This window comes from Hyphomicrobiales bacterium, assembly GCA_039973685.1.
Taxonomy (GTDB): Bacteria; Pseudomonadota; Alphaproteobacteria; order Rhizobiales; family JACESI01; genus JACESI01.
In genome coordinates this window covers 12,045-32,116 of sequence record JBDWKL010000030.1, presented here as the reverse complement: position 1 = coordinate 32,116, position 20,072 = coordinate 12,045, and the positions used below count along the sequence as shown (strand labels likewise).

The window sequence follows — 20,072 nt, the reverse complement described above, 5'->3', positions numbered from 1 at the left end:
ATGCAACTCATTTTTGATGCGTCAAATGGGGCGAAAGCCCTCGTTTTAGGATTTATAGATGAGACAAGCAGGTCGCCATTTTCTTCAAATTCCCGGCCCAAGCGCTGTGCCGGATCGTATTTTGCGGGCAATTTCTTCACAGACTATCGACCATCGTGGTCCTGATTTTGCGGAGGTTGGTGGTAAGGCGCTCGAGGGTATCAAAACGATCTTCAAGACGAAGAGCAATGTATTCATCTACCCAGCCTCAGGGACGGGTGCATGGGAAGCAGCTCTTGTGAATGTGCTCTCTCCCGGTGATCGCGTGTTGATGTTTGAGACAGGGCACTTCGCAACGCTTTGGCAGAGTTTAGCAAAGCGCATTGGCATTGAGCCTGAATTCATTGAGGGCGATTGGCGCGGCGGTGCGGATCCTGATCAGATTGAAGCTCATCTCGCCGAAGACACGGGCCATGCAATTAAAGCGGTTTGCGTCGTGCACAATGAAACATCAACCGGCTCAGTCTCTCCCATTGAGGCGGTTCGCAAAGCGATGGACAAAGCGAACCATCCAGCTTTGTTGATGGTGGATACAATCTCTGGCCTTGCATCGATTGATTATCAGCACGATGCATGGGGCGTTGATGTCACGGTTTCAGGTTCGCAAAAAGGTTTGATGCTGCCGCCCGGTCTTTCTTTTAATGCGGCAAGTGAAAAAGCGCTTGCTGCTAATAAGAACGCGACGTTGCAGCGCAGTTATTGGGATTGGGCTGATATGATTGGCCCGAATGAAAAAGGTTATTTCCCCTATACGCCTGCGACCAACCTTTTGTACGGCCTCAATGAAGCAATCGACATGTTGCATGAAGAGGGGCTGGACAATGTGTTCGCCCGTCATGCTCGTCATGGTGTTGCAGCTCGTGCTGCTGTGCGGGCTTGGGGGCTGGAAGTCCTCTGTTCTCAACAGGGTCAAGAAAGCGGCGTGCTCACGGCTGTGATGATGCCAGAAGGGCATAGCGCTGATGGCTTCCGCGCAACGACGCTTAAGCACTACGATATTTCACTCGGCAATGGACTTTCTAAAATTGCCGACAAAGTTTTCCGCATTGGGCACCTAGGTGACTTCAACGATTTGATGTTGATGGCGACGCTATCAGGCGTGGAGATGGGGCTTGCAAAAGCTGGTGTCCCGCATGAGAGCGGCGGGGTGATGGCGGCAATGGATCATTTGAAGAATTCTGAGATCACATAAAGATCGCAGTTTGGGAGACGATAAGAAGACAAGAAATTTTTAAAACCGGAGGAGACTACGATGGGAATTAGATCAAAATTTTTATGCACCGCCGCCATGGTATTAATGGCGACGCAGGCAAGTGCTGAAGGACTAAAACTAAAATTTGGCCATGTAGGAAAACCAGGGTCACTGTTTGAAGCAAGCGTCAACGAGTTTGCAAAATGTTCAAATGTTGAGCTGGCTGGCAAAGCGGAAGTTCAAACTTTCGGCTCGTCACAACTTGGCAAAGACAAAGAGCTGCTCCAAAAATTAAAGCTCGGTCAGATCACATTCTCTCTGCCATCTTCTGTCATGTCATCTGTTGCTGATGAGTTTGGCGTGTTTGAAATGCCTTACATCATTAAAGATCGTGAGCATATGAAGCGCGTGCAAACAGAACTTGGCGATACGTTCCAAAAAGCTGCCCAGTCGAAAGGCTACCGCATTCTTGGCTATTTCGAAAACGGCTTTAGACACATCACCAACAACACCCGCGCGATCACTACACCAGAAGACTTGGCTGGCGTGAAACTGCGTACACCAAAAGGCGCATGGCGCGTGAAGATGTTCAAGCTCTATGGCGCGAACCCGACACCAATGGCGTTCTCCGAAGTGTTTACAGCGCTTCAGACTGGTGTGATTGATGGACAAGAAAATCCGTATGCACAAATTGCATCGGCGAAGTTCCAAGAAGTTCAAAAATACCTCTCAATTACAGGCCATGTTTACACACCTGCTTATGTTCTTGTGTCTGAGAAAAACTACGTAAAGCTTCCAGTCGACGTTCAAGCTGGTTTGGAAAAATGCGCAAGCGATAGCCAGAAGTTTGTCTATGAAACAGCGGCCCGTTTGGAGACTGAATTGCTTGACGTGATCAAAGCAGCAGGCGTTGCCGTGAACAATGCAGATAATGCAGCGTTTATCAAAGCATCCAAGCCGATCTATGATGAGTTTTCATCTTCTGTTGATGGCGGCAAAGAACTGATTGATAAGGTGCAAGGCCTCGCATCAGGTTCTTAAACTTTAACGTTTTGGCTCGGTGGTGTTTGACCCCCGAGCCATTTTTTCTCTCATTCAAAACCGAGTGTTAGCGCACGTCATGTCGCGCTCCACAGGAACATAATGCGCCATGTTATCGTCTTTCAGCCGAGCCCTTGAAAAACTCTTAGAATGGATTGTCATCACCTTGATGGTTGCGTTGACGACGATTGTTATCGTCGCAGTGCTCTTTCGAATTTTTGGAAATTCCCTGTCTTGGTATGACGAAGTTGCCGCCATCTTCTTGTCATGGGTGACGTATTTTGGCGCAGGTCTAGCCGCCTTGAAGCGGCGTCATATTGGCTTTGATAGTGTGTTGCTTTCAATCCCTATGCCCGCGCGGATGGGCGCTGTGATTTTGGCGGAGTTTGTTGTCATCGGCTTCTTCGTGGTGCTGGCACAAACAGGCTTAGAGGTGCTGCAGGTGCTTGAGGGCGAATATCTTGTTTCGCTCACATGGGTTCCCATTCAGCTTACTCAATCGATCATCCCGATGGGGGCGATCCTGTTTGTTGTGTGTGAATTGCTGAGCTTGCCTGATTACTGGAAGACCACGGCTGCGGGTATCTCTTTGGAACATGCAGAGATCGAAGAGGAAGTCGAAACCGAGCTTAAGAATGCAGCAGCGCTTGAGCATGAAAAGTCACTTCAAGACAAGGCGCGATAGATCATGCTGGTATTTCTAATTTTCTTATCCCTCGTCATCATGGTCTGCATCAATGTGCCAATTGCCGTGGCGCTAGCGGTTTCTGCCGTCTTGGGACTTTTGGCTTTTGAGGGGCCATCCAGTGTCGTCTCCGTGGCGCTTGATATGTATGATGGCTCCACAAAATTCTCCCTGATCGCCATTCCCATGTTTGTTCTGGCTGGCGCGATTATGAATGCGGGTGGGGTGACGGATCGTCTGATTAATTTCGTCTCTGCCATCATCGGCTTCGTGCGTGGTGGGCTTGCGATGGTCAACATCGGTGTGTCGTTGTTCTTTGCTGAAATTTCAGGCTCTGCCGTTGCAGATGTGGCGGCGATGGGCTCGATCTTAATTCCGCAAATGAAAAAGCGCGGCTATAGCGCTCCCTTGTCTGCGGCGGTTACATCGTCTTCTGCTTCGCTTGCAATAATCATCCCGCCGTCAATCCCGATGATCCTCTATGCAACGTCGGCTAACACATCGGTTGAGCAATTGTTTGTCGCAGGTATCGTGCCAGGGTTGCTTGGTGCATTCGGCCTGATGGCAGTCGCTTACGGATTTGCTCGCCGTTATAATTTGCCCGTTGAAGAAGCTTTTAACTGGCGACGCCTCGGTGCGACCTTCTTGGATGCCTTGCCAGCCTTTACACTGCCTGTGATTATTCTTGGCGGTATCTTTGGTGGTTTTGTCACAGCAACAGAGGCGGCGGGCCTTGCGGTTATTGCTGCTTGTTTGGTTGGGCTTTGGTACAATCAAATGAACTTTTCCCACTTGAAACGCGCCATGCTGGATGGTGGTATGCAAACCGCTGTTGTGATGTTGTTGGTTGCGGCTTCCGTTGTTATGGGTGGTTTCTTGACCCGTGCCCAAGTGCCACAGGAACTGGCAGCTAACATCATTGAGATCACCAGTAATAAGTGGCTCATCCTTTTAATCTTGAATTTCATGTTCTTGATTATCGGCTTCTTCCTGCACTCAGCCGCAGCCATCATCTTGGTGGTGCCAATTGTCATCCCACTTATTCAAGCAGCAGGCATTGACCCGATCCATTTCGGCCTTGTCGTCACGTTGAACCTTGCCATCGGCCAGCAAACACCGCCTGTAGCGAGTGTGTTGATCACATCCTGTGCTGTTGCTCGGGCGAATATCTGGGAAGTGTCAAAGGTGAATGTCTACTTTGTTGCCGTCCTTTTTGCCGTCTTGATGTTGTGTACTTACGTGCCAAGTGTTCCACTGTTCTTAGTTGAATATTTCTATCGCTAAACTGAGGAGGCACGCGTGTCTGAAATTTTAATTGAGACCCATGATGCCACTTTGCATATCACGCTCAACCGACCGGAAGCCCGCAATGCGCTGACCTTTGGTATGTACGAAGAGATTGGACGTGCTTGTGGTGAGATAGAGCTAGGCGGCGCCATCAAAGCTGTCATCATATCGGGGGCAGGTGACAAGGCTTTTGCAGCTGGCACTGACATGACGCAGTTTCGGGAGTTCACGACACCGCAGCATGCCATCGACTATGAACAGACCATGGACCGGATACTGCAAACTGTTGAGCAATGCCCCGTGCCAACCATTGCAGCGATCACAGGCGCTTGTACGGGCGGCGGGGCGGCAATTGCTGCGGCGTGTGATCTGCGGGTTTGCGATAAGCGCCTGAAGTTCGGATTTCCCATCGCCCGCACCTTGGGGAACTGCCTCTCAGTTGGAAACCTCAACCGTATCTCGGCGCTGATTGGAACAGGACGCACGCGTGAATTGATTTTTACAGCCAGACTGGTTGAAGCAGAAGAGGCAGTACACCTCGGTCTTGTAAGCGACGTGCTGGATGATGCTGATGCCTGTCGCGCTCGTGCCGATGAACTGGCCGCTCTCATGGCAAGCCACGCCCCACGCACTTTACGCGCCACGAAAGAAGCGCTGCGCCGTTTGCGGGTTGATGGTCCGAAGGCAGAGGGCACAGACCTCGTGGTTGATTGTTATATGAGCGATGATTTTAAAGAGGGTATGGAGGCCTTCCTCGGTAAGCGAAAACCGCAATGGAAAGGTAAGTAGCATGGGCGGTCCGCTTTCTGGATGTCGGGTGATTGAACTTTCCCATATCATGGCGGGCCCTGCATGTGGCCTGATGCTGGCAGACATGGGGGCCGATGTTATCAAGGTGGAAAAGGCCACGGGTGATGATACGCGTCGCTCTGTCCCGCCAGACATTAAGGGCGAGAGTGCTGCCTATATGATGATGAACCGCAACAAGCGGGGGATTGTGCTTGATCTGAAATCGGAGGGTGGCAAGCAAGTTCTGCATCGCTTGATCAAAGATGCGGATGTTGTCTTAGAAAACTATCGCAAAGGCACAATGGAAAAGCTTGGCCTAGGCTATGATGAGCTGAAAAAAGAAAATCCCGGGCTGATCTACGCAGAAATTTCAGGCTTTGGCCGCACTGGCCCATATGCGGAACGAGGCGGCTTTGATCTCATCGCCCAAGGCATGTCTGGCTTAATGTCCATTACGGGCGAGGGGGCTGGCCGTCAGCCGGTAAAAGTTGGGGCACCTGTGTCTGATATCACCGCAGGTATTTTGGCTGCGATGGGTGTTTGTGCTGCCTATGCTCATAAGCTTAAAACAGGCGAGGGGCAAAAGGTCGATACTTCGTTGTTTGAGGCGGCAATCACTCACACCTATTGGCAATCTGCCATTGCTTTCGCAACGCAAGAAGCACCAGAACCGATGGGCTCTGCGCACCCGCTCAACGCACCTTATCAAGCGTTTCAAACCTCAAATGGCTGGATCAATATTGGGGCGGCAAACCAAAGTAATTGGGAGAAGCTTGCAACGTTGATAGATGCGCCGCACTTGCTTGATGATCCACGCTTCGTGACCAATGCAAAGCGTATGGAAAATCGATTGGTGCTTGAGACTGAATTGAATGGGATCATCTGTAGGCGCTCAACTGAAGACTGGCTTTTAATCTTTGAAGAGGGTGGTTTGCCGTCGGGGCCAGTACTCTCCATCCTTGATATGCATAACGACCCACAGACAAAGGCGCGTGATATGGTGCCGGAAGTTGAACACCCGATTGCTGGCACGGTTCAAACCCTCGGCCTGCCTGTGAAGTTTTCAAACACACCGGGCGGGGTCAATTCTGCTGCACCCCTCTTAGGCCAACATACGCTCGAGGTTCTACTTGAAGCAGGCTACGATGAAGAAGAAGCAACGCACCTGATTGGCTCAGGGGCGGTGATGCAATTTGAGATGTGAGATGAAAGACGGGGACACAAAATGCTTGTGACGATTGACCAAGCCGAAGCATTGATTGCAGCAGCGCGCAAATACGCAAAACAGCAAAACATGAAGCCGCTAACGATTGCCGTTCTTGATGCAGGGGGCCATTTGCAAGCTTTAATCAGGGAAGACGGAACCAGCAATTTGCGTCCAGAAATTGCTCAGGGAAAAGCGCGTGGGGCAATTTCAATGGGGCTTGGCTCACGGGCGTTATACAATCGCGCGCAAGAACAGCCTTATTTCATTCAAGCAATGAATGGCTTGTCCGGCGGATCATTGGTTCCTGTCCCCGGTGGTGTCTTGATCAAGCAAGATGGTGCAATCATTGGTGCGATGGGTATTACAGGGGATAGCTCAGATAACGATGAAGCCTGCGCTATTTTTGCGATCGAACAGAACGGTTTTGTGGCGGATGCGGGCTAAGTTGCCTGTCGTTTTGATTGTGAAAGATGTTGCTTAAATCGTTCTTTCACACCGTTTTACATCACAAAACAGCAGGATCTCCAGGGCGTACCATGCCAACAATAGGCTGCGTTTCTCGTTTTTTTGCCATTTTAGCAAGGGCTGCTCGGCCCATATAAACAGCTTCACCTTTTCTGCCTCTTAAACCAGGAAGAGAAAAGACATCGAGACCGGACAGAGGTACGAATGGATTGCACCGAAGTGAGCCATAGATCGCTAGCCGCGTCGACGGTCGGGTGCTTTCACAACGCGCGTGAAACCCATGAGTATCTGCTATTACTAGAGAGTTCGCTGGTACTGGAAGCGGTTCAATTCCATCGTATCCCATCGCTTTGATATCGCTTTCGCTGGCTCGAAAAGAGCCTAGTGCATGGTGCCCGTTTTCATGTTTGGCTGCGATGAGGCTTTGTTCTTGTTCCCATTCAAGACGACCTTTTGTCATTCTGTGTGAACCGGGAACATAACCAAAGGGTCCATCGGCCATTTCTACATCGCGCAGAAAGAACCAGCCTTTGGCCGTTGCATGGAATGTGTCTGAATGGAACATAGTCTGCGGGTCAGTATCGCCTAATTCAGGGTCGGTTATGACTGTATGCAGGTTCACTAGGGATTCATGGTTGAAACTGGCGGTATATCTTAAAAGCCCTTGAAAAAGATCGCCGTTGACGAAGTTATTCAAGTTCGACAGGGAAGCCAAGAGTGATGGGGGCAGCGGAATAAGGCGGGTAACGGTGCCACCTTGGCGCATTTCGCGAGCGAGGAATTCGGTATTTTCTACTTCCTCTGAGAGCTTTGCAAAGACATCATCAGGCAGAACGTTTTTGATAATGATGTAGCCGTCGCGATTTATGATCTGGGCTTGTTCATCTGAGATGAGCCGCGCCAACCCTGTTTGCCGCCGAATGGATAATTTCTCAGCGAGGCTCACGCGCTTTACGTGCAAACCCATTCGGTTTAATCGAGGGCTGCCTAAAATCGGGTTGCTTTTGAAGGATTTAATGGCGGTTCCCACAGCGACCGCATGTATGGGTAACATCGCTATATTTTTAAGATCACTTATCAATGACGCCATGTCTAACTACCCGATATCCATACAAATATTTATTCTGATTTTCAGTCATAAAATATATATTGAATTTTGTCGAGATCGTGAATTTTCTGATCAATAGCTTGTGAGTTTCACTATTTACGCCAAATGTATTCTGCGGCATGGGGAATGCCACCTGCATACTTCTAACAAGATCAACCCAACGAAACTGGATGCGGAACTAAAAGCGCGCGCGTGCAAAAATTACGGGTCGATATTAGCGCTAGTTGCTGCTGGTTGAGTGCTGTCGAAGTTTCTAACGATCAGCAGAGCGCAGCATGAGATGGCAATGCCAACAACGTTCGCTACAAAATCGAGCGCATCTGCTTCGCGGCCAAACAACGGCTGCAGAAATTCAATGGCAATACCAAAGCTGAGGAGGGCGATTACTGCTACAAAACTGCTGGTTGCCGTCTTGCGGCCATATAAGGCCACAAAACCCAGCGCCGCATAGGCTATTACGTGTTTGAATTTATCGATCGATATCATGTCACCCATATTCGTTAGTGGGTTACTGAATGACAAAATGAGCACGATTGACGATAACGCTAATATTGTGAAAATTTCGAAGCGAGCGATAGGCGGTGTCTTGGTCGTTTCTTGTTTCTTTGTTGCTTGCTCTGCTTGAGTAATTGTTTGGCAAAGCACTGGGTAGAAGAAGCCGAAGCCAAGAAGCCCAAACCCAATCCAGAAAATGGTGTTTGCGGCATCGTTGTAGGCGCTTGATGCCGCGCTCAAATCGACCATAATTCTGATAATGTAAGCCACATGGCCATCCACTTTCACCATATGATACACCTCGCCAAAAGCCTCTGGTTGGTAAGGAAGTGGTGTGTCTTTGACGAATGTTACGTCTTGTCGACCGTTGATCAATTGAGAAAGGAGCTCACGATTTACAGGTAACTGATATTTTAGATGGCTACCAATAGTCCTTGGTGAATGCTTCTTTATATCGAAGAATACATGGTTTCCTATGTCTTCTTTGAAAGCTTTAAAATCTCGCTGCTTCAAACCTGTAAACGCTGCTCGCTTATATCCATAGGATTTGTGGAACACTTTTGCTTGTTTTTGATTATCCTTTGTCTCGTAAGACCCAAGGCTAATTGCGCACATGCAATCAGAATTGATGAAATCAATTTGATGGATTCTTTCGGCTGCAAGAACATCCGCTGCAAGATGTTCGACCCGCTTCATTTTGATTGAATGATCTAAATCACGAAAAAAAACATCGTCCTTGTTCAAGAGACCAAGATCGGGAATGCGGCGCCCCATCAGTTGAGCTATGGAGAGGCCTGTGTTTTCTGCATTTGCTTTTAAAGCGAGCTTTATCACGTGTGGTGCCGTATATTGAAACGCAACAACAATAAGAAAGACCAAAATCAGTCCAATCACGTTCAAATTGTTTCTTTTAAGCATTGCGGACGCCCCCAATAGTAAATAATCCCGTATTTCATCCAAAATTGGACGGATTAAATATAAAAATAGCCTCAGTAAGCTTTATCTTACGCTGGATTCAATAATTTTTATTCTGAAAACAATTTATGTTTTTATTCCTCCCGTTATGCATAAGTTAACTTATGAGGCAGGGATTCAAGTCAGTAATTTTATTGAGGCTTTACCTGTTGAGGCTGGTTTATGCTGATTAGACGGGTTCTTGTCTCTTCGGTTTTCGAAGTCACGCCGTCATATGAAGCGCCATAAACTCGGGTGGGGTGCGCACTTAGCAACATCACTCAACAACGCTAGTGCAATAATTTTTCCACGCTCTTCAATATTTCTTGGACAGAAAGTTTTTGCGGCGGTTTGTTGCAGAAGGCCCGCGCGTCTTCCGCTGCATCCATGCGCTGCTTGACAATTTCTGCGAGTTCTTCTGATAGTTCTGGGCGATTACTTATAATTGTGCGGAAGCAATCTAGGTCGACCCGAATAAGGGACACATCGGTTATTGCGGTAAATTCTAAAAACGATGGGTTATCGGTTATCATTGAGGCAATGCCAAAATACTGCCCCGGCTTGAGCCGATCAACCGTTTTTGAAACGCCTTTGTTGGTTTGGATGCTCGATTCAATGATGCCAGTGGAGAGAATGTCGAATGAAGTTGCTGTATCACCTTCCGGCAAAATGACAGTGCCTGCTTCAAATGAATGGTGTTGGCTCATGCTCGCCATTTGCTCGACTTCACGATCGGTTAGAATGTTTGCCACATCCAACCCTTTGAGGGCGAGCAGGACAGAGGGAAGCTCAATATTCATGGTTTCAGCACGGCGCGAATGAATTTCATACGTGTCAGGCGCTACCTGAATACCTGCTTGTTTTAGGCCATAATGAATTTCACGGAAAAGCTCTTCTCGCCCAGCAAACATAGTGAGGAAATCTTTGTAGTGAACCCAAACCATGTATGTGTAGGGGATGGTGGTCGCATCTTTCAGGCGCACAACGGGAAGAGGGCTCTTCATAACCTTGCTACAACGTAGTGCTGCTTCAAGCAGTAAAGCTTTAGCAAATCGTGGGTCCACATCGGCTGATATTTTTATCTCGTACCATGGGGAAAATGAATGACCCGCCCCGTGCAAATTCTTGATGCTTTGTTGAGCCAATTCGCTATTGGGAACAATCATTGTTGCATTATCCCATGCGCGAATGCGTGTGGCTCGCCAATTGATGTCGATGATTTTGCCTTGTGTTCCATCGCTAAGTTCAACCCAATCACCAACCCTGAAGGGATGCTCTATGCTAAGGGCAATGCCTGAAAATAGATCGCCTAACGTGCGTTGCATTGCAAAGGCAATCAAGGCCGCTGCGGCACCTGTTGAAACATAAAGGCCCGTTATCGAAACATCACGCATGTTCAAAAAAATCATCAAGCCAATGAAGAGCGCGCTGATATAGAGGAGGCCGCGTTCTAAGCCAGGTAGATAGTTCGAAATATCATCACGTTTAGATTTTGAGAGAATGAAAATTTCGATGAAGCGAGCCACGCACCAGCTGAGTGCCAGTATCGCCATTAAATGCACAACGAACTGCAGTTGCGTTTCAACCAGCGAAAATTGAGTGCTTTGTAGGCTGAAGTATAGCAAGCCGCCGATGCTTAAGATGGCTGCTGGAAATAAAACCAAATCAACCGTTGCAACGATAGATTGATGCTTTTGGCTCGTCGCTTCGTAAAAAAAGTATCTGGTTATTGCAATCCAAACCAATAAAACCAGCACGATTGCCAATGAAAACCAAACATGATCCTGTACTATTCGATCAATAGCGCTCAAGAATTCCATTTCTAAAACCATCTAGCTGCCACAGCTAGCCCGTGTAAGTCCTCAGTCTATACACTTAGAACAAGATGTTCGTTGTTTGGCAATGTAAATACTTGAAATGCGAAGTGGCCAAACAGAGCGTTTCGAAAATTTAAGCGTCAAACGCGGTGCGAACTATTCAGCGCTGTCATAACGCCTCTTAGTTCAGCCAAGCCTTTTAAGCGGCCTAGAAGCGGGTAGCCTGGTAATTGATTGCTTCCAATGTCATGCAAAATATCTTGCCCATGATCGGGGCGCATGGGGATTTCCCAATTTTCTTGGCCCGCAGCCTTGCGGCGTTTTTCTTCTGCAAGCAATTCAGCGATGACGGAGACCATATCGGTATCACCACCTAGGTGCTCGGCTTCGAAAAAACTGAACATAGTATCACTTGCTTCACCCGTTCGCTGGGTGTTGCGTAAGTGGGCGAAGTGAATTCTGTGGCCCCATTTTTTGATGAAGCTTACGAAATCAACCTTTGGAAGCACGCCCATGGAGCCCGTACAAAGGGTGATGCCATTTTGCGGAACATCCACTGCCTGCATGATCTTTTCATAGTCCTCGATCGTGGACATTATTCTGGGCAGACCCAGAATGGAGAAGGGGGGATCATCTGGATGGCAGCAAAGGTTGATGCCAACTTCTGCGGCAAAGGGAGTGACCAGCTTTAGGAACGTGATTAAATTTTCACGCAGTTGCTCAGCGCTAATGTTCTCGTAGGTGCTCAGCAGTTCGCGAACATCTTTTAAGGTCCAATTGTCATTGGCACCTGGTAGTCCTGAGACTATGTTTGAAGCCAGACCATGGCGTTCATCAGCTGTCATGTCATCGAAACGAGCTTTTGCTTTTTCGATGATATCTTTCGGAAAATCGCGGGCTGCGTTCTCCCGTTCAAGCAGGTGAATATCAAACACCGCAAAATCAATCACATCAAAGTGCATGGCGAAAGCGCCGCTTGGCTGTTTTGCGCGTAGGGTGGTGCGGGTCCAATCGAGGACGGGCATGAAGTTATAACAAACCGTGGCGATGCCGCATTCAGACAGGTGTTTTAGGCTTTCTTTATAAGCCTCAATATGCGCCCGCCAATCGCCTGATTGGGTTTTGATTTCTTCTGAGACAGGCACACTTTCAACCACATCCCATGAAAGCCCTGATGGGCTTCCATCTTCTAGGGATGCAATTTCTTTTTGACGCGATTTGATCTCGTCTAGTGGCCAAACGGCGCCTGAAGGAATGTGGTACAGCGATGTAACAACACCTTCTACGCCCGCCTGAACCATAGCATTTGTAGTGGTGGTGTCTGTTGGACCAAACCAACGCCAAGTTTGCTTCATCCAACAGAGCCTTTTTCGTCAGGTGGCTTTATTCTCTTCTCACTATGAGTAGAGAATGCCTCCATTAATATCAATACATGTGCCAGTCATGAAGGATGCTTCATCACCTGCAAGGAATGACACTAAGTTAGCAACTTCATCTGATGTTCCTTCGCGCTTAACAGCAGCAGCATTAGATACGTTCTGGCGAACTTGTGGCTTAGTGAAGACATTATGGAAGTCTGTGTCAATCATGCCTGGGCAGATTGAATTGACGCGGATATTTGGACCGAGTTCTTTCGCCATACCGCGTGTCATCGTCATCACGGCACCTTTTGACGCAGCATAGGCGATCGCACCTGGGCCACCGCCATCACGGCCTGCTTGGGAGGCAAATGTTACGATGCTGCTGCCAGTTGGCATAAATGGGATTGCAGCTTTTGAGATATGGAATAGTGAGGTCACATTGAGGTCCATCACTGTGTTCCAGTGATCGTGGTCCATGTCATCAAAAGTTTTGCGAGCAACCAGACCGCCTGTGACGTGAACGAGCACGTCAATTGATTCACCAAATTGCTTTCGTGTTTCGGCTATAAGCGCCTCAACGTCTGCTTGTTTGGTCATGTCACCTTGTTGAGCAAAAGCCTTTCCGCCCATGTCAGTGATTTCTTTGACAGCAGAATCAGCGCCTTCGCTACTGGAGTGATAATTGATAACGACACGCGCGCCGTCTTTAGCCAATCGCATTGCGCACGCACGACCAATGTCGCGGCCGCCGCCAGTAACAATTGCTGTTTTGCCTTCTAAGTTCATGGGGGAATCCTTGATACCATTGCCTACATTAATTGAAACAATCTCTTAGATTGCCTTACAACTGGTATGGTAGTTAATTAGGTATGTCAATGAAACAATTTAACTGAATTTAGTCTTCAAAATAATCTGGGTAGTGCTCGTGAGCATCTGCCAGTGTGTCATCAAGGTGGGCGAGGTGGATCCTCGTCATTGCAACTGCTTCTTCTTCATTTTTATTCTTGATGGCATCAATAATGTTTTGATGTCCTTCGAGGACTTCAGACATTCCAGACACATTTGCGAGCTCTAATGTGCAAACGCGATCTGTGTATCTTCTGTTTTCTACAATTGTACGAAAGGCTGGCAAACAATCGGCCGCTGAACAAATCAAACGATGAAATTCATAATCAAGATTTTGCAACTGTTTTGCATCTTTTGTTTTGACTGCTTCAGCTTGTTCAGACAAATTATGATCAATCAGATCTAAACCCTCATCTGTGGCTTGATGGCAGGCTCTTTTGACCACTTCCACTTCAACCGCCGCACGAATGAAGCGTGAATTTTGTAATTCATTGATGGATATCTTTTTTACTAAAGTTGCTTTTTGCGGCCTGATTTGAAGAAGGTTTAGGTCGCCAAGGCGGACAAATGCTTCGCGAACAGGCTGGCGTGATACCTCATACAACTTAGCAACTTCTACTTCGGATAATTTGGTTCCAGGTAACAAGCGCAACGAAGTGATGTCTGATTGTAGCTTATGAAAAACCTCATCAGCAGTGGTTTGTCTTTTACTCTCCCCTAAAGGATGCTGATAGTTCATCGTTATATCCACTATTCTCTATATTAACGCATTCGAAATTCGAATCCGAGTGCAGGTTAGCTTTTAAAAGCACTGGATACAATTATCGATAATCTCTGAGTTATTACCAGAAGTTATGTTTATTCACCTTACTATTACGGAAGTGTTGCACAAAAATAATTACCATACTAGTCTACATTTTGCTTGACGAATTGTATTTCGAAGGATTATCTCTGGATCAATAATCTGGAAATTCGAGCTTTCAAATTGGTTTGAGAGCCAAGATTAGAGAATGTTCATAGTAGGAGGAAAATATGACATTGTTGAAAACTGTAAAGAAGCTTGCGGTTAGTTTGCCGCTCGTAGCTGTACTTGGTGCTGCTGCAACAACAACTTTCGCACAAGAAGTAACACTTCGCGGCGCAAGCATGTTTGATGATAAGCACGCATTTACAAAAACAATGGTTAAGTTCGGTGAACTTGTAGATCAGTACTATGACGGCGACGTAAAATTTGACCTTCGCCTCAACGGTGAGCTTGGTGTTGAAAAAGACTACGCAAACTTCCTACAGCAGGGCGTTGCTATTGATTATACAATCATGGCGCCTTCAAACATGGCGAAATTTGCACCGTCTATCCCACTCATGGATATGCCGTTCTTGTTCCGTGACTTGGATCACTGGAATGCGGTTCTATCAAGTGATGTTCTTGCGCCACTAGAAGCAGAACTCCTTGAAAAAGCTGACATTAAGATCATTGGTTATACTGGTGGTGGTACACGTAACCTTCTTTCAAAAGAGCCAATTGGCAACTTGGATGAGCTTAACGGTCACAAAATGCGCGTGATGGGTGCACCTATCCAAGCGCGTATCTTCTCTGCACTAACAGCAGCACCTTCTGCGATTGCATATAACGAAGTTTACAATGCAATTCAGTCTGGCGTTATCGCTGGCTTTGAAAACGAAGCTGCAAGTATCCAGAACCTTAAGTTCTACGAAGTTGCGCCAAACGTTACATTGACACGTCACACAATTACTGTTCGTCCAATCGTGATGAGTGGTAAAACATTCCGCAAACTTCCAGAAGCATTGCAAGTAGCTGTTTCAAAAGCTGCCAAAGAAGCTGGTGCATTTGGTCGTGAATTGGAATCACGTGAAGATGGCGTAAAACTTCAAGAGATGATCGATGCAGGTCAGATCAAAGTTCAAGAGTTTGAAAATCGCGAAAAGCTTCTTGAGTTGGTTCAATCAGTTCAAAACGAATATGCTGCTGAATTGAATGCAACTGATCTATTAGCTGCAATCCGCGGTAAATAATCAAAACTATATATGTTTTGGGTATCGGCAAGTTTTCTTGCCGGTACCTAATTTCTTTTGTAGCAATAAATAGCTCAAAAATATTCTGGTTTTAGGGGGAGGCTGCATCATGGTTGGGAATGCACTCGAAAAACTTTGTCAGGTTTTGAGGTTCCTCGTGGGCTTCTTAATGATGGCGCTTGCGATACCCGTTGGTATGCAAGTTATCTCACGATACACAGGCATTATTCCTGTTTATTTATGGACTGAAGAGCTTTCTACCTTCATTTTTGTATGGGTGGTTATGCTTGGTTCGATGATCGCCGTTTGGGAGGGAACACACTTTGATGTTCGTGTTTTACCAGACGCTAAAAGCCCTTTGGGTGCTTTGCTGCAAAGCGGCATTGTTTTTGTTCTGCTGATCTCGTTTGCTCTTTTATTTGCTTGGTACGGCATTGAATATGCGAAGTTTGGATACATCCAAAATTCGGTCATGATGCGTGCCAATTTGGCAATTACTTATGTGTCTGTTCCTATTGCAGGCTTTATATGGATGTTGTTTGGCGGCTATCGCTTTTATGAAACATTCCAAACGTACAAAGCTGCGAAAGGCGCGGGAGCATGATCCTCACAACAGGCTTAGCCTGCGCAATTTTAGTCGGTGGTTTTCTACTGTTGGTATTGGCACGCGTGCCGGTTGCTTTTGCCTTGGGCATTGCGATTATTCCAATCGTAACACTGGACATTCGTTTAACACCGTTCATCATTCTTGATCGGATGTTTCAATCTTATAATTCATTCATTCTATTGGCCGTGCCGTTCTTCTTGCTCGCTGCCAATTTGATGAACTCTGGCAAAATCACCGATAAGTTGATTGAACTTGCTCGCGTGCTTACGGGCTGGATGCCTGGTGGCCTCGGACACGTCAATGTGGCTGTGTCGATGTTGTTTGCTGGTATCTCTGGCTCGTCCACTGCGGATGCTGCTGGGTGCGGCAAAATCTTGATCCCTGCAATGATCAAAGAAGGTTACGATTCCAGATTTGCTGTTGCTGTTACCGCTTGTTCGTCTGTGATGGGCGTGATCATTCCACCAAGCATCTTGATGGTTGTTTGGGGTGGTGTGATGCAGGTGTCAGTTGGCGCGTTGTTCCTTGCTGGTGCAATACCGGGGCTGATGATCGGCCTTGCCTTGATGTCGACGGTTTATGTTTTCGCCAAAGTTTATGATTATCCAATCGCGGGTAAGCCAAATTTCGCAGAATTCATAGACGCCTTTAAAGGGGCAGCGCTTGCTATCCTCACACCTGTGCTTGTTATCGGCGGGATTGTTGGTGGCCTCGTGACACCGACAGAGAGTGCTATCATCGCGGCTGCCTATGCGTTGTTCCTTGGTGTGTTTGTTTATCGTACTGTAAGCTATAAACAGCTTGGTGGGATTTTCTATGAAACAGGCCGTTTCGCTTCAATCTCGTTGTTTGCCATTGGTACAGCGTCTGCCTTCGGTTGGATGTTGTCGTTCTACAATGTGCCACGTTTGATTGTTGAGTTACTCACAAGCTACGAATTTGGCACATTTGGCACCGCCTTGGTGATCGCGGCCTTGTTCTTATTCTTCGGATTGTTCATCGACGCTATTCCAACAATCATCATTCTTGGAACGGTTCTCTTGCCGGTGGCGGGTGCTGCGGATATTCACCCCGTTGTGTTTGCAATCATCGGTATCGTGTCATTGGCATTTGGTCTGGTAACGCCGCCTTATGGGCTGTGCTTATTGATCTCGGCTGCTATTGCGGGCTTGAACGTGGTCAAGGTACTATCAACCGTTGTGATTATCCTTATTCCAATGTTGTTCATCCTGCTTTTGATCATTCTGTTTCCAGAGATCGTTTTATGGTTGCCAAGCACATTGATGCCGGATTCATTTAAGTAGTAAGTGGCGAATAAGTAGAGATGTCTGAGAACGAAACAAAGAAACTCGACCTTATTTCGATCGGCGAAGCGATGGCTGAGCTGCGTAATGGATCGCCTGCTGGTTCAAGAGCTGATTTTAAAGTTGGCTTTGCAGGCGACACCTATAACACGGCTGTCTATTGCAACAGAACAATGGGCGAGGGGGCAAATGTTGGTTTCTTCACCCGTGTTGGTCAAGACCCGCTTTCTGCTGAGTTTGTAGTTAGAGCACAAGAAGAGGGACTTGATCCTTCCTTCATCGCCCATGATGCTGATCATCTGATTGGGATCTATTCGGTAACAACAGACAGCACAGGCGAGCGAAGCTTTTCTTACTGGCGACATAGCTCGGCAGCACGGCAGTTGTTTTCCCATGATGAAGCAGCCCAGCATTTGCCTGAAGCGCGCATCTACTATCTGTCTGGGATAACGCTTGCAATTTTAAGCCCATCTGCACGGCGTCGGATTATGGATCATTTGAAGCATTTAGCTCAGACAACAGATGCAATGATTGCGTTTGATTCAAACTACCGTCCCAAGCTTTGGGAAAATCAATCAGTCGCGAGGCAGACCATCAGTGAAATGTGGGATATTGCCAATATCGCCTTGCCGTCTATTGATGATGAAATGGACCTTTATGACGATACAGACGAAGATGCTGTGATCGCTCGTTTCGCGCGCCATGAATGGCGTGCCTGCGCGATCAAACGCGGTGTTCGCGGCCCTGTATCGCCACACCTTTCAATTGACCTGCACCCGAGTTTCGAACCCGCGTCAAAGGTAATTGATACCACGGCTGCTGGCGATAGTTTCAATGGTGGGTATCTTGCTGCATTTTTGCAGGGTGAAGATGAGATCAATTGCTTGTTAAAAGGCCATGAAGTGGCGTCTCGCGTCGTAGGCCATCCCGGGGCAATTATCGCGCAAGATAAGTAAGCTAGCCTGTCGCTGCAATCGGCCTGTTTGAATAGCTCGACATCAAATCGTTGAACTTTTCACCCTGTATCTGCACGTGTGCTTGCAAAACACTTTCAGCAAGGGCGGCATCACCGGTTTCTAACGCTATGACGATTTGGCGGTGTTGTTCCATTGATTGCGTCATGCGACCACGCACACGAAGCTGCATACGGCGAAAGGGTTTTAAGCGCTTATGCAGTCTGGCTGCTTCCATTTGCAGAAAACTGTTGCCACTTGCTTGATAAATCAGGTGATGGAATTTCTCATTATAGTCGTAATAGTCGTCACTATCATTACGCAATAACGCTTCTTCACATAGCTCAGCTGACTGTTTGATTTCATCCAAAAGTGCATCCGACACGCGGCGCGAGGCAAGGCGTCCGCACATGGCTTCTAGTTCAGCCATCACTTCGAACATCTCAATCAGTTCTGTAAATTTTGGGTGACGGACAAAAGCACCACGGCGCGGAATGAGTTCTAGAAGGCCTGTGGCTGCCAGCTTTTGAAATGCTTCTCGCAATGGCGTGCGGGAGACATGAAAACGTTCAGAAAGTTTGACCTCGTCCAAACGCTCCCCATCTGAAAATTCGCCCATAACAATCATGCGTTCCAGTTCTTGAAGAACGGAATCAGCACGTCTTTGTACAAGTGATGGAGCCGGAGATTCTTGCATAAGCGCATTATGCATATAGCTGTGCATTCAACAACGGGTTTTTTGTATACAGAATTGTTGACAGAAAATACAAAGAATGGAAAGCTCGAAATAACCGAGGCCACGTTAGGTCAAGCGGCTATAAATTTCGGTGCTGCCGAAACAAAAGAATTTTCTGGGAGGAAACAATGAGAAGAGCATTACTTACGACTGCTGTCGGTTTGGCGTTTGCCGCTACGACATTTGCAGCTAACGCGGTTGAGCTACGCCTTTCACACCAATGGTCAACAAAGGACGTGCGTCACAAGGTTGCGCAAATGGTTGCAGACAATGTGGCTGCTGCCAATGTAGATCTTTCAATCAAAATTTTCCCATCAAAATCTCTGTTCAAACCACGGGAGCAATATAAGCCGCTATCTCGTGGTCAGTTGGATATGACAGTTTTGCCACTGGCTTATGCAGCAGGGCAGCGTCCTGCTTACAATCTCACGTTGATGCCGGGTCTTGTGAAGAACCACGACCACGCAGCGCGTTTGAACACATCACCTTTCATGGGTGAGCTTGAAAAACTCATGGCAGAAGATGATGTGAAGGTGCTCGTGCACGGTTATCTTGCTGGTGGCTTTGCCGGAAAAGACAAATGCATCACATCCCCTGATGACGTGAAAGGTTTGCAAACCCGCGCAGCTGGTAAATCGTTTGAACAAATGTTGGCAGCAGCCGGTGCATCAATTGCATCCATGGCGTCTTCTGAGATTTATAACGCGATGCAAACAGGCGTCTTGCAAGCAGCAAACACATCATCATCTTCGTTCGCATCATACCGCGTGTTTGAACAAGTGAAGTGCTACACACCAGCAGGTGACGTCGCTTTGTGGTTTATGTATCAGCCTCTCTTGGTCAACAAGTCAGCCTTTGATGGGTTGAACGACGCACAAAAAACAGCGCTTAATGATGCTTCAGCAAAAGCGCAAACCTTCTACCTAGAAGAAGCGAAGAAGCAGGATGCTGCGTCTGTTAAAACGTTCCAAGAAGCGGGCGTTGAAATCAAAAACATGACAGCAGAAGAGTTCGCGCAATGGCGTGAAATTGCGAAGACATCTTCATACAAAACATTTGTTGAGCAGACACCGAACGGTCAATCATTGCTCGATATGGCTCTTTCTGTCGAGTAATCGACGGGGTTGAATAGGCGGACCTTACGGGCGCGAG

19 protein-coding genes are annotated in these 20,072 nt (G+C 47.4%); 12 read left to right on the top strand and 7 right to left on the bottom strand.

Annotated features, from left to right (window positions below):
* The first annotated feature begins 58 nt into the window (after positions 1-58).
* From ABJO30_08840 to ABJO30_08810, 7 genes are all read left to right on the top strand, one after another.
* Positions 59-1,231 (top strand): aminotransferase class V-fold PLP-dependent enzyme, encoded by a 1,173-nt coding sequence (locus tag ABJO30_08840; GenBank protein MEP3232919.1) that lies wholly within the window; start codon positions 59-61, stop codon positions 1,229-1,231.
* Positions 1,232-1,291: 60 nt separating this feature from the next.
* A complete protein-coding gene (locus tag ABJO30_08835) occupies positions 1,292-2,272 on the top strand; it encodes a TRAP transporter substrate-binding protein (protein ID MEP3232918.1) in 981 nt (326 codons plus the stop codon).
* A gap of 109 nt (positions 2,273-2,381) precedes the next feature.
* Entirely contained in the window at positions 2,382-2,957 is a 576-nt protein-coding gene (locus ABJO30_08830) for a TRAP transporter small permease subunit (protein ID MEP3232917.1), read from the top strand.
* Positions 2,958-2,960: 3 nt separating this feature from the next.
* Positions 2,961-4,241, top strand: a complete 1,281-nt coding sequence (locus tag ABJO30_08825) for a TRAP transporter large permease (protein ID MEP3232916.1) — start codon at positions 2,961-2,963, stop codon at positions 4,239-4,241.
* A gap of 15 nt (positions 4,242-4,256) precedes the next feature.
* Positions 4,257-5,033: an enoyl-CoA hydratase/isomerase family protein gene (locus ABJO30_08820; protein MEP3232915.1), complete on the top strand. Its 777-nt coding sequence runs from the start codon at positions 4,257-4,259 to the stop codon at positions 5,031-5,033.
* A gap of 1 nt (position 5,034) precedes the next feature.
* Positions 5,035-6,237, top strand: a complete 1,203-nt coding sequence (locus ABJO30_08815) for a CoA transferase (GenBank protein ID MEP3232914.1) — start codon at positions 5,035-5,037, stop codon at positions 6,235-6,237.
* Between the two features lie 21 nt (positions 6,238-6,258).
* Positions 6,259-6,684, top strand: a complete 426-nt coding sequence (locus tag ABJO30_08810; protein ID MEP3232913.1) for a heme-binding protein — start codon at positions 6,259-6,261, stop codon at positions 6,682-6,684.
* 61 nt (positions 6,685-6,745) lie between these two features.
* Here ABJO30_08810 and ABJO30_08805 read toward each other — a convergent pair whose 3' ends face one another.
* From ABJO30_08805 to ABJO30_08780, 6 genes are all read right to left on the bottom strand, one after another.
* Positions 6,746-7,672, bottom strand: a complete 927-nt coding sequence (locus ABJO30_08805) for a phytanoyl-CoA dioxygenase family protein (GenBank protein MEP3232912.1) — start codon at positions 7,670-7,672, stop codon at positions 6,746-6,748.
* Between the two features lie 342 nt (positions 7,673-8,014).
* Positions 8,015-9,226 (bottom strand): VanZ family protein, encoded by a 1,212-nt coding sequence (locus ABJO30_08800; protein MEP3232911.1) that lies wholly within the window; start codon positions 9,224-9,226, stop codon positions 8,015-8,017.
* Positions 9,227-9,552: 326 nt separating this feature from the next.
* A complete protein-coding gene (locus tag ABJO30_08795) occupies positions 9,553-11,094 on the bottom strand; it encodes a mechanosensitive ion channel family protein (protein ID MEP3232910.1) in 1,542 nt (513 codons plus the stop codon).
* Positions 11,095-11,219: 125 nt separating this feature from the next.
* The gene (gene uxuA, locus ABJO30_08790; protein ID MEP3232909.1) at positions 11,220-12,434 is read right to left on the bottom strand and encodes a mannonate dehydratase; all 1,215 of its coding nucleotides are present in this window, start codon (positions 12,432-12,434) and stop codon (positions 11,220-11,222) included.
* Between the two features lie 42 nt (positions 12,435-12,476).
* The gene (locus tag ABJO30_08785; protein MEP3232908.1) at positions 12,477-13,226 is read right to left on the bottom strand and encodes an SDR family oxidoreductase; all 750 of its coding nucleotides are present in this window, start codon (positions 13,224-13,226) and stop codon (positions 12,477-12,479) included.
* Positions 13,227-13,335: 109 nt separating this feature from the next.
* Positions 13,336-14,025 carry a GntR family transcriptional regulator gene (locus ABJO30_08780; GenBank protein MEP3232907.1) on the bottom strand — a complete coding sequence of 230 codons (690 nt, stop codon included), beginning with the start codon at positions 14,023-14,025 and terminating at the stop codon, positions 13,336-13,338.
* 293 nt (positions 14,026-14,318) lie between these two features.
* Here ABJO30_08780 and ABJO30_08775 point away from each other — a divergent pair, with 293 nt between their 5' ends.
* The 4 genes from ABJO30_08775 (at position 14,319) to ABJO30_08760 (ending at position 18,187) form a co-directional block, all read left to right on the top strand.
* Positions 14,319-15,320 (top strand): TRAP transporter substrate-binding protein, encoded by a 1,002-nt coding sequence (locus ABJO30_08775; GenBank protein ID MEP3232906.1) that lies wholly within the window; start codon positions 14,319-14,321, stop codon positions 15,318-15,320.
* Between the two features lie 109 nt (positions 15,321-15,429).
* The gene (locus ABJO30_08770; protein ID MEP3232905.1) at positions 15,430-15,924 is read left to right on the top strand and encodes a TRAP transporter small permease subunit; all 495 of its coding nucleotides are present in this window, start codon (positions 15,430-15,432) and stop codon (positions 15,922-15,924) included.
* Positions 15,921-17,231 (top strand): TRAP transporter large permease, encoded by a 1,311-nt coding sequence (locus ABJO30_08765; protein ID MEP3232904.1) that lies wholly within the window; start codon positions 15,921-15,923, stop codon positions 17,229-17,231. The genes ABJO30_08770 and ABJO30_08765 overlap by 4 nt, the downstream gene beginning before the upstream one ends.
* Positions 17,232-17,251: 20 nt before the next feature.
* A complete protein-coding gene (locus ABJO30_08760; protein ID MEP3232903.1) occupies positions 17,252-18,187 on the top strand; it encodes a sugar kinase in 936 nt (311 codons plus the stop codon).
* A gap of 1 nt (position 18,188) precedes the next feature.
* On the opposite strand, the gene ABJO30_08755 is transcribed toward ABJO30_08760, so the two are convergent.
* Complete coding sequence (locus ABJO30_08755; protein MEP3232902.1) at positions 18,189-18,896, bottom strand: GntR family transcriptional regulator; 708 nt, start codon at positions 18,894-18,896, stop codon at positions 18,189-18,191.
* Positions 18,897-19,048: 152 nt separating this feature from the next.
* Between ABJO30_08755 and dctP the strand changes: the two genes are divergently transcribed.
* Positions 19,049-20,035 carry a TRAP transporter substrate-binding protein DctP gene (gene dctP / locus ABJO30_08750; protein MEP3232901.1) on the top strand — a complete coding sequence of 329 codons (987 nt, stop codon included), beginning with the start codon at positions 19,049-19,051 and terminating at the stop codon, positions 20,033-20,035.
* The last annotated feature ends 37 nt before the right edge of the window (positions 20,036-20,072 follow it).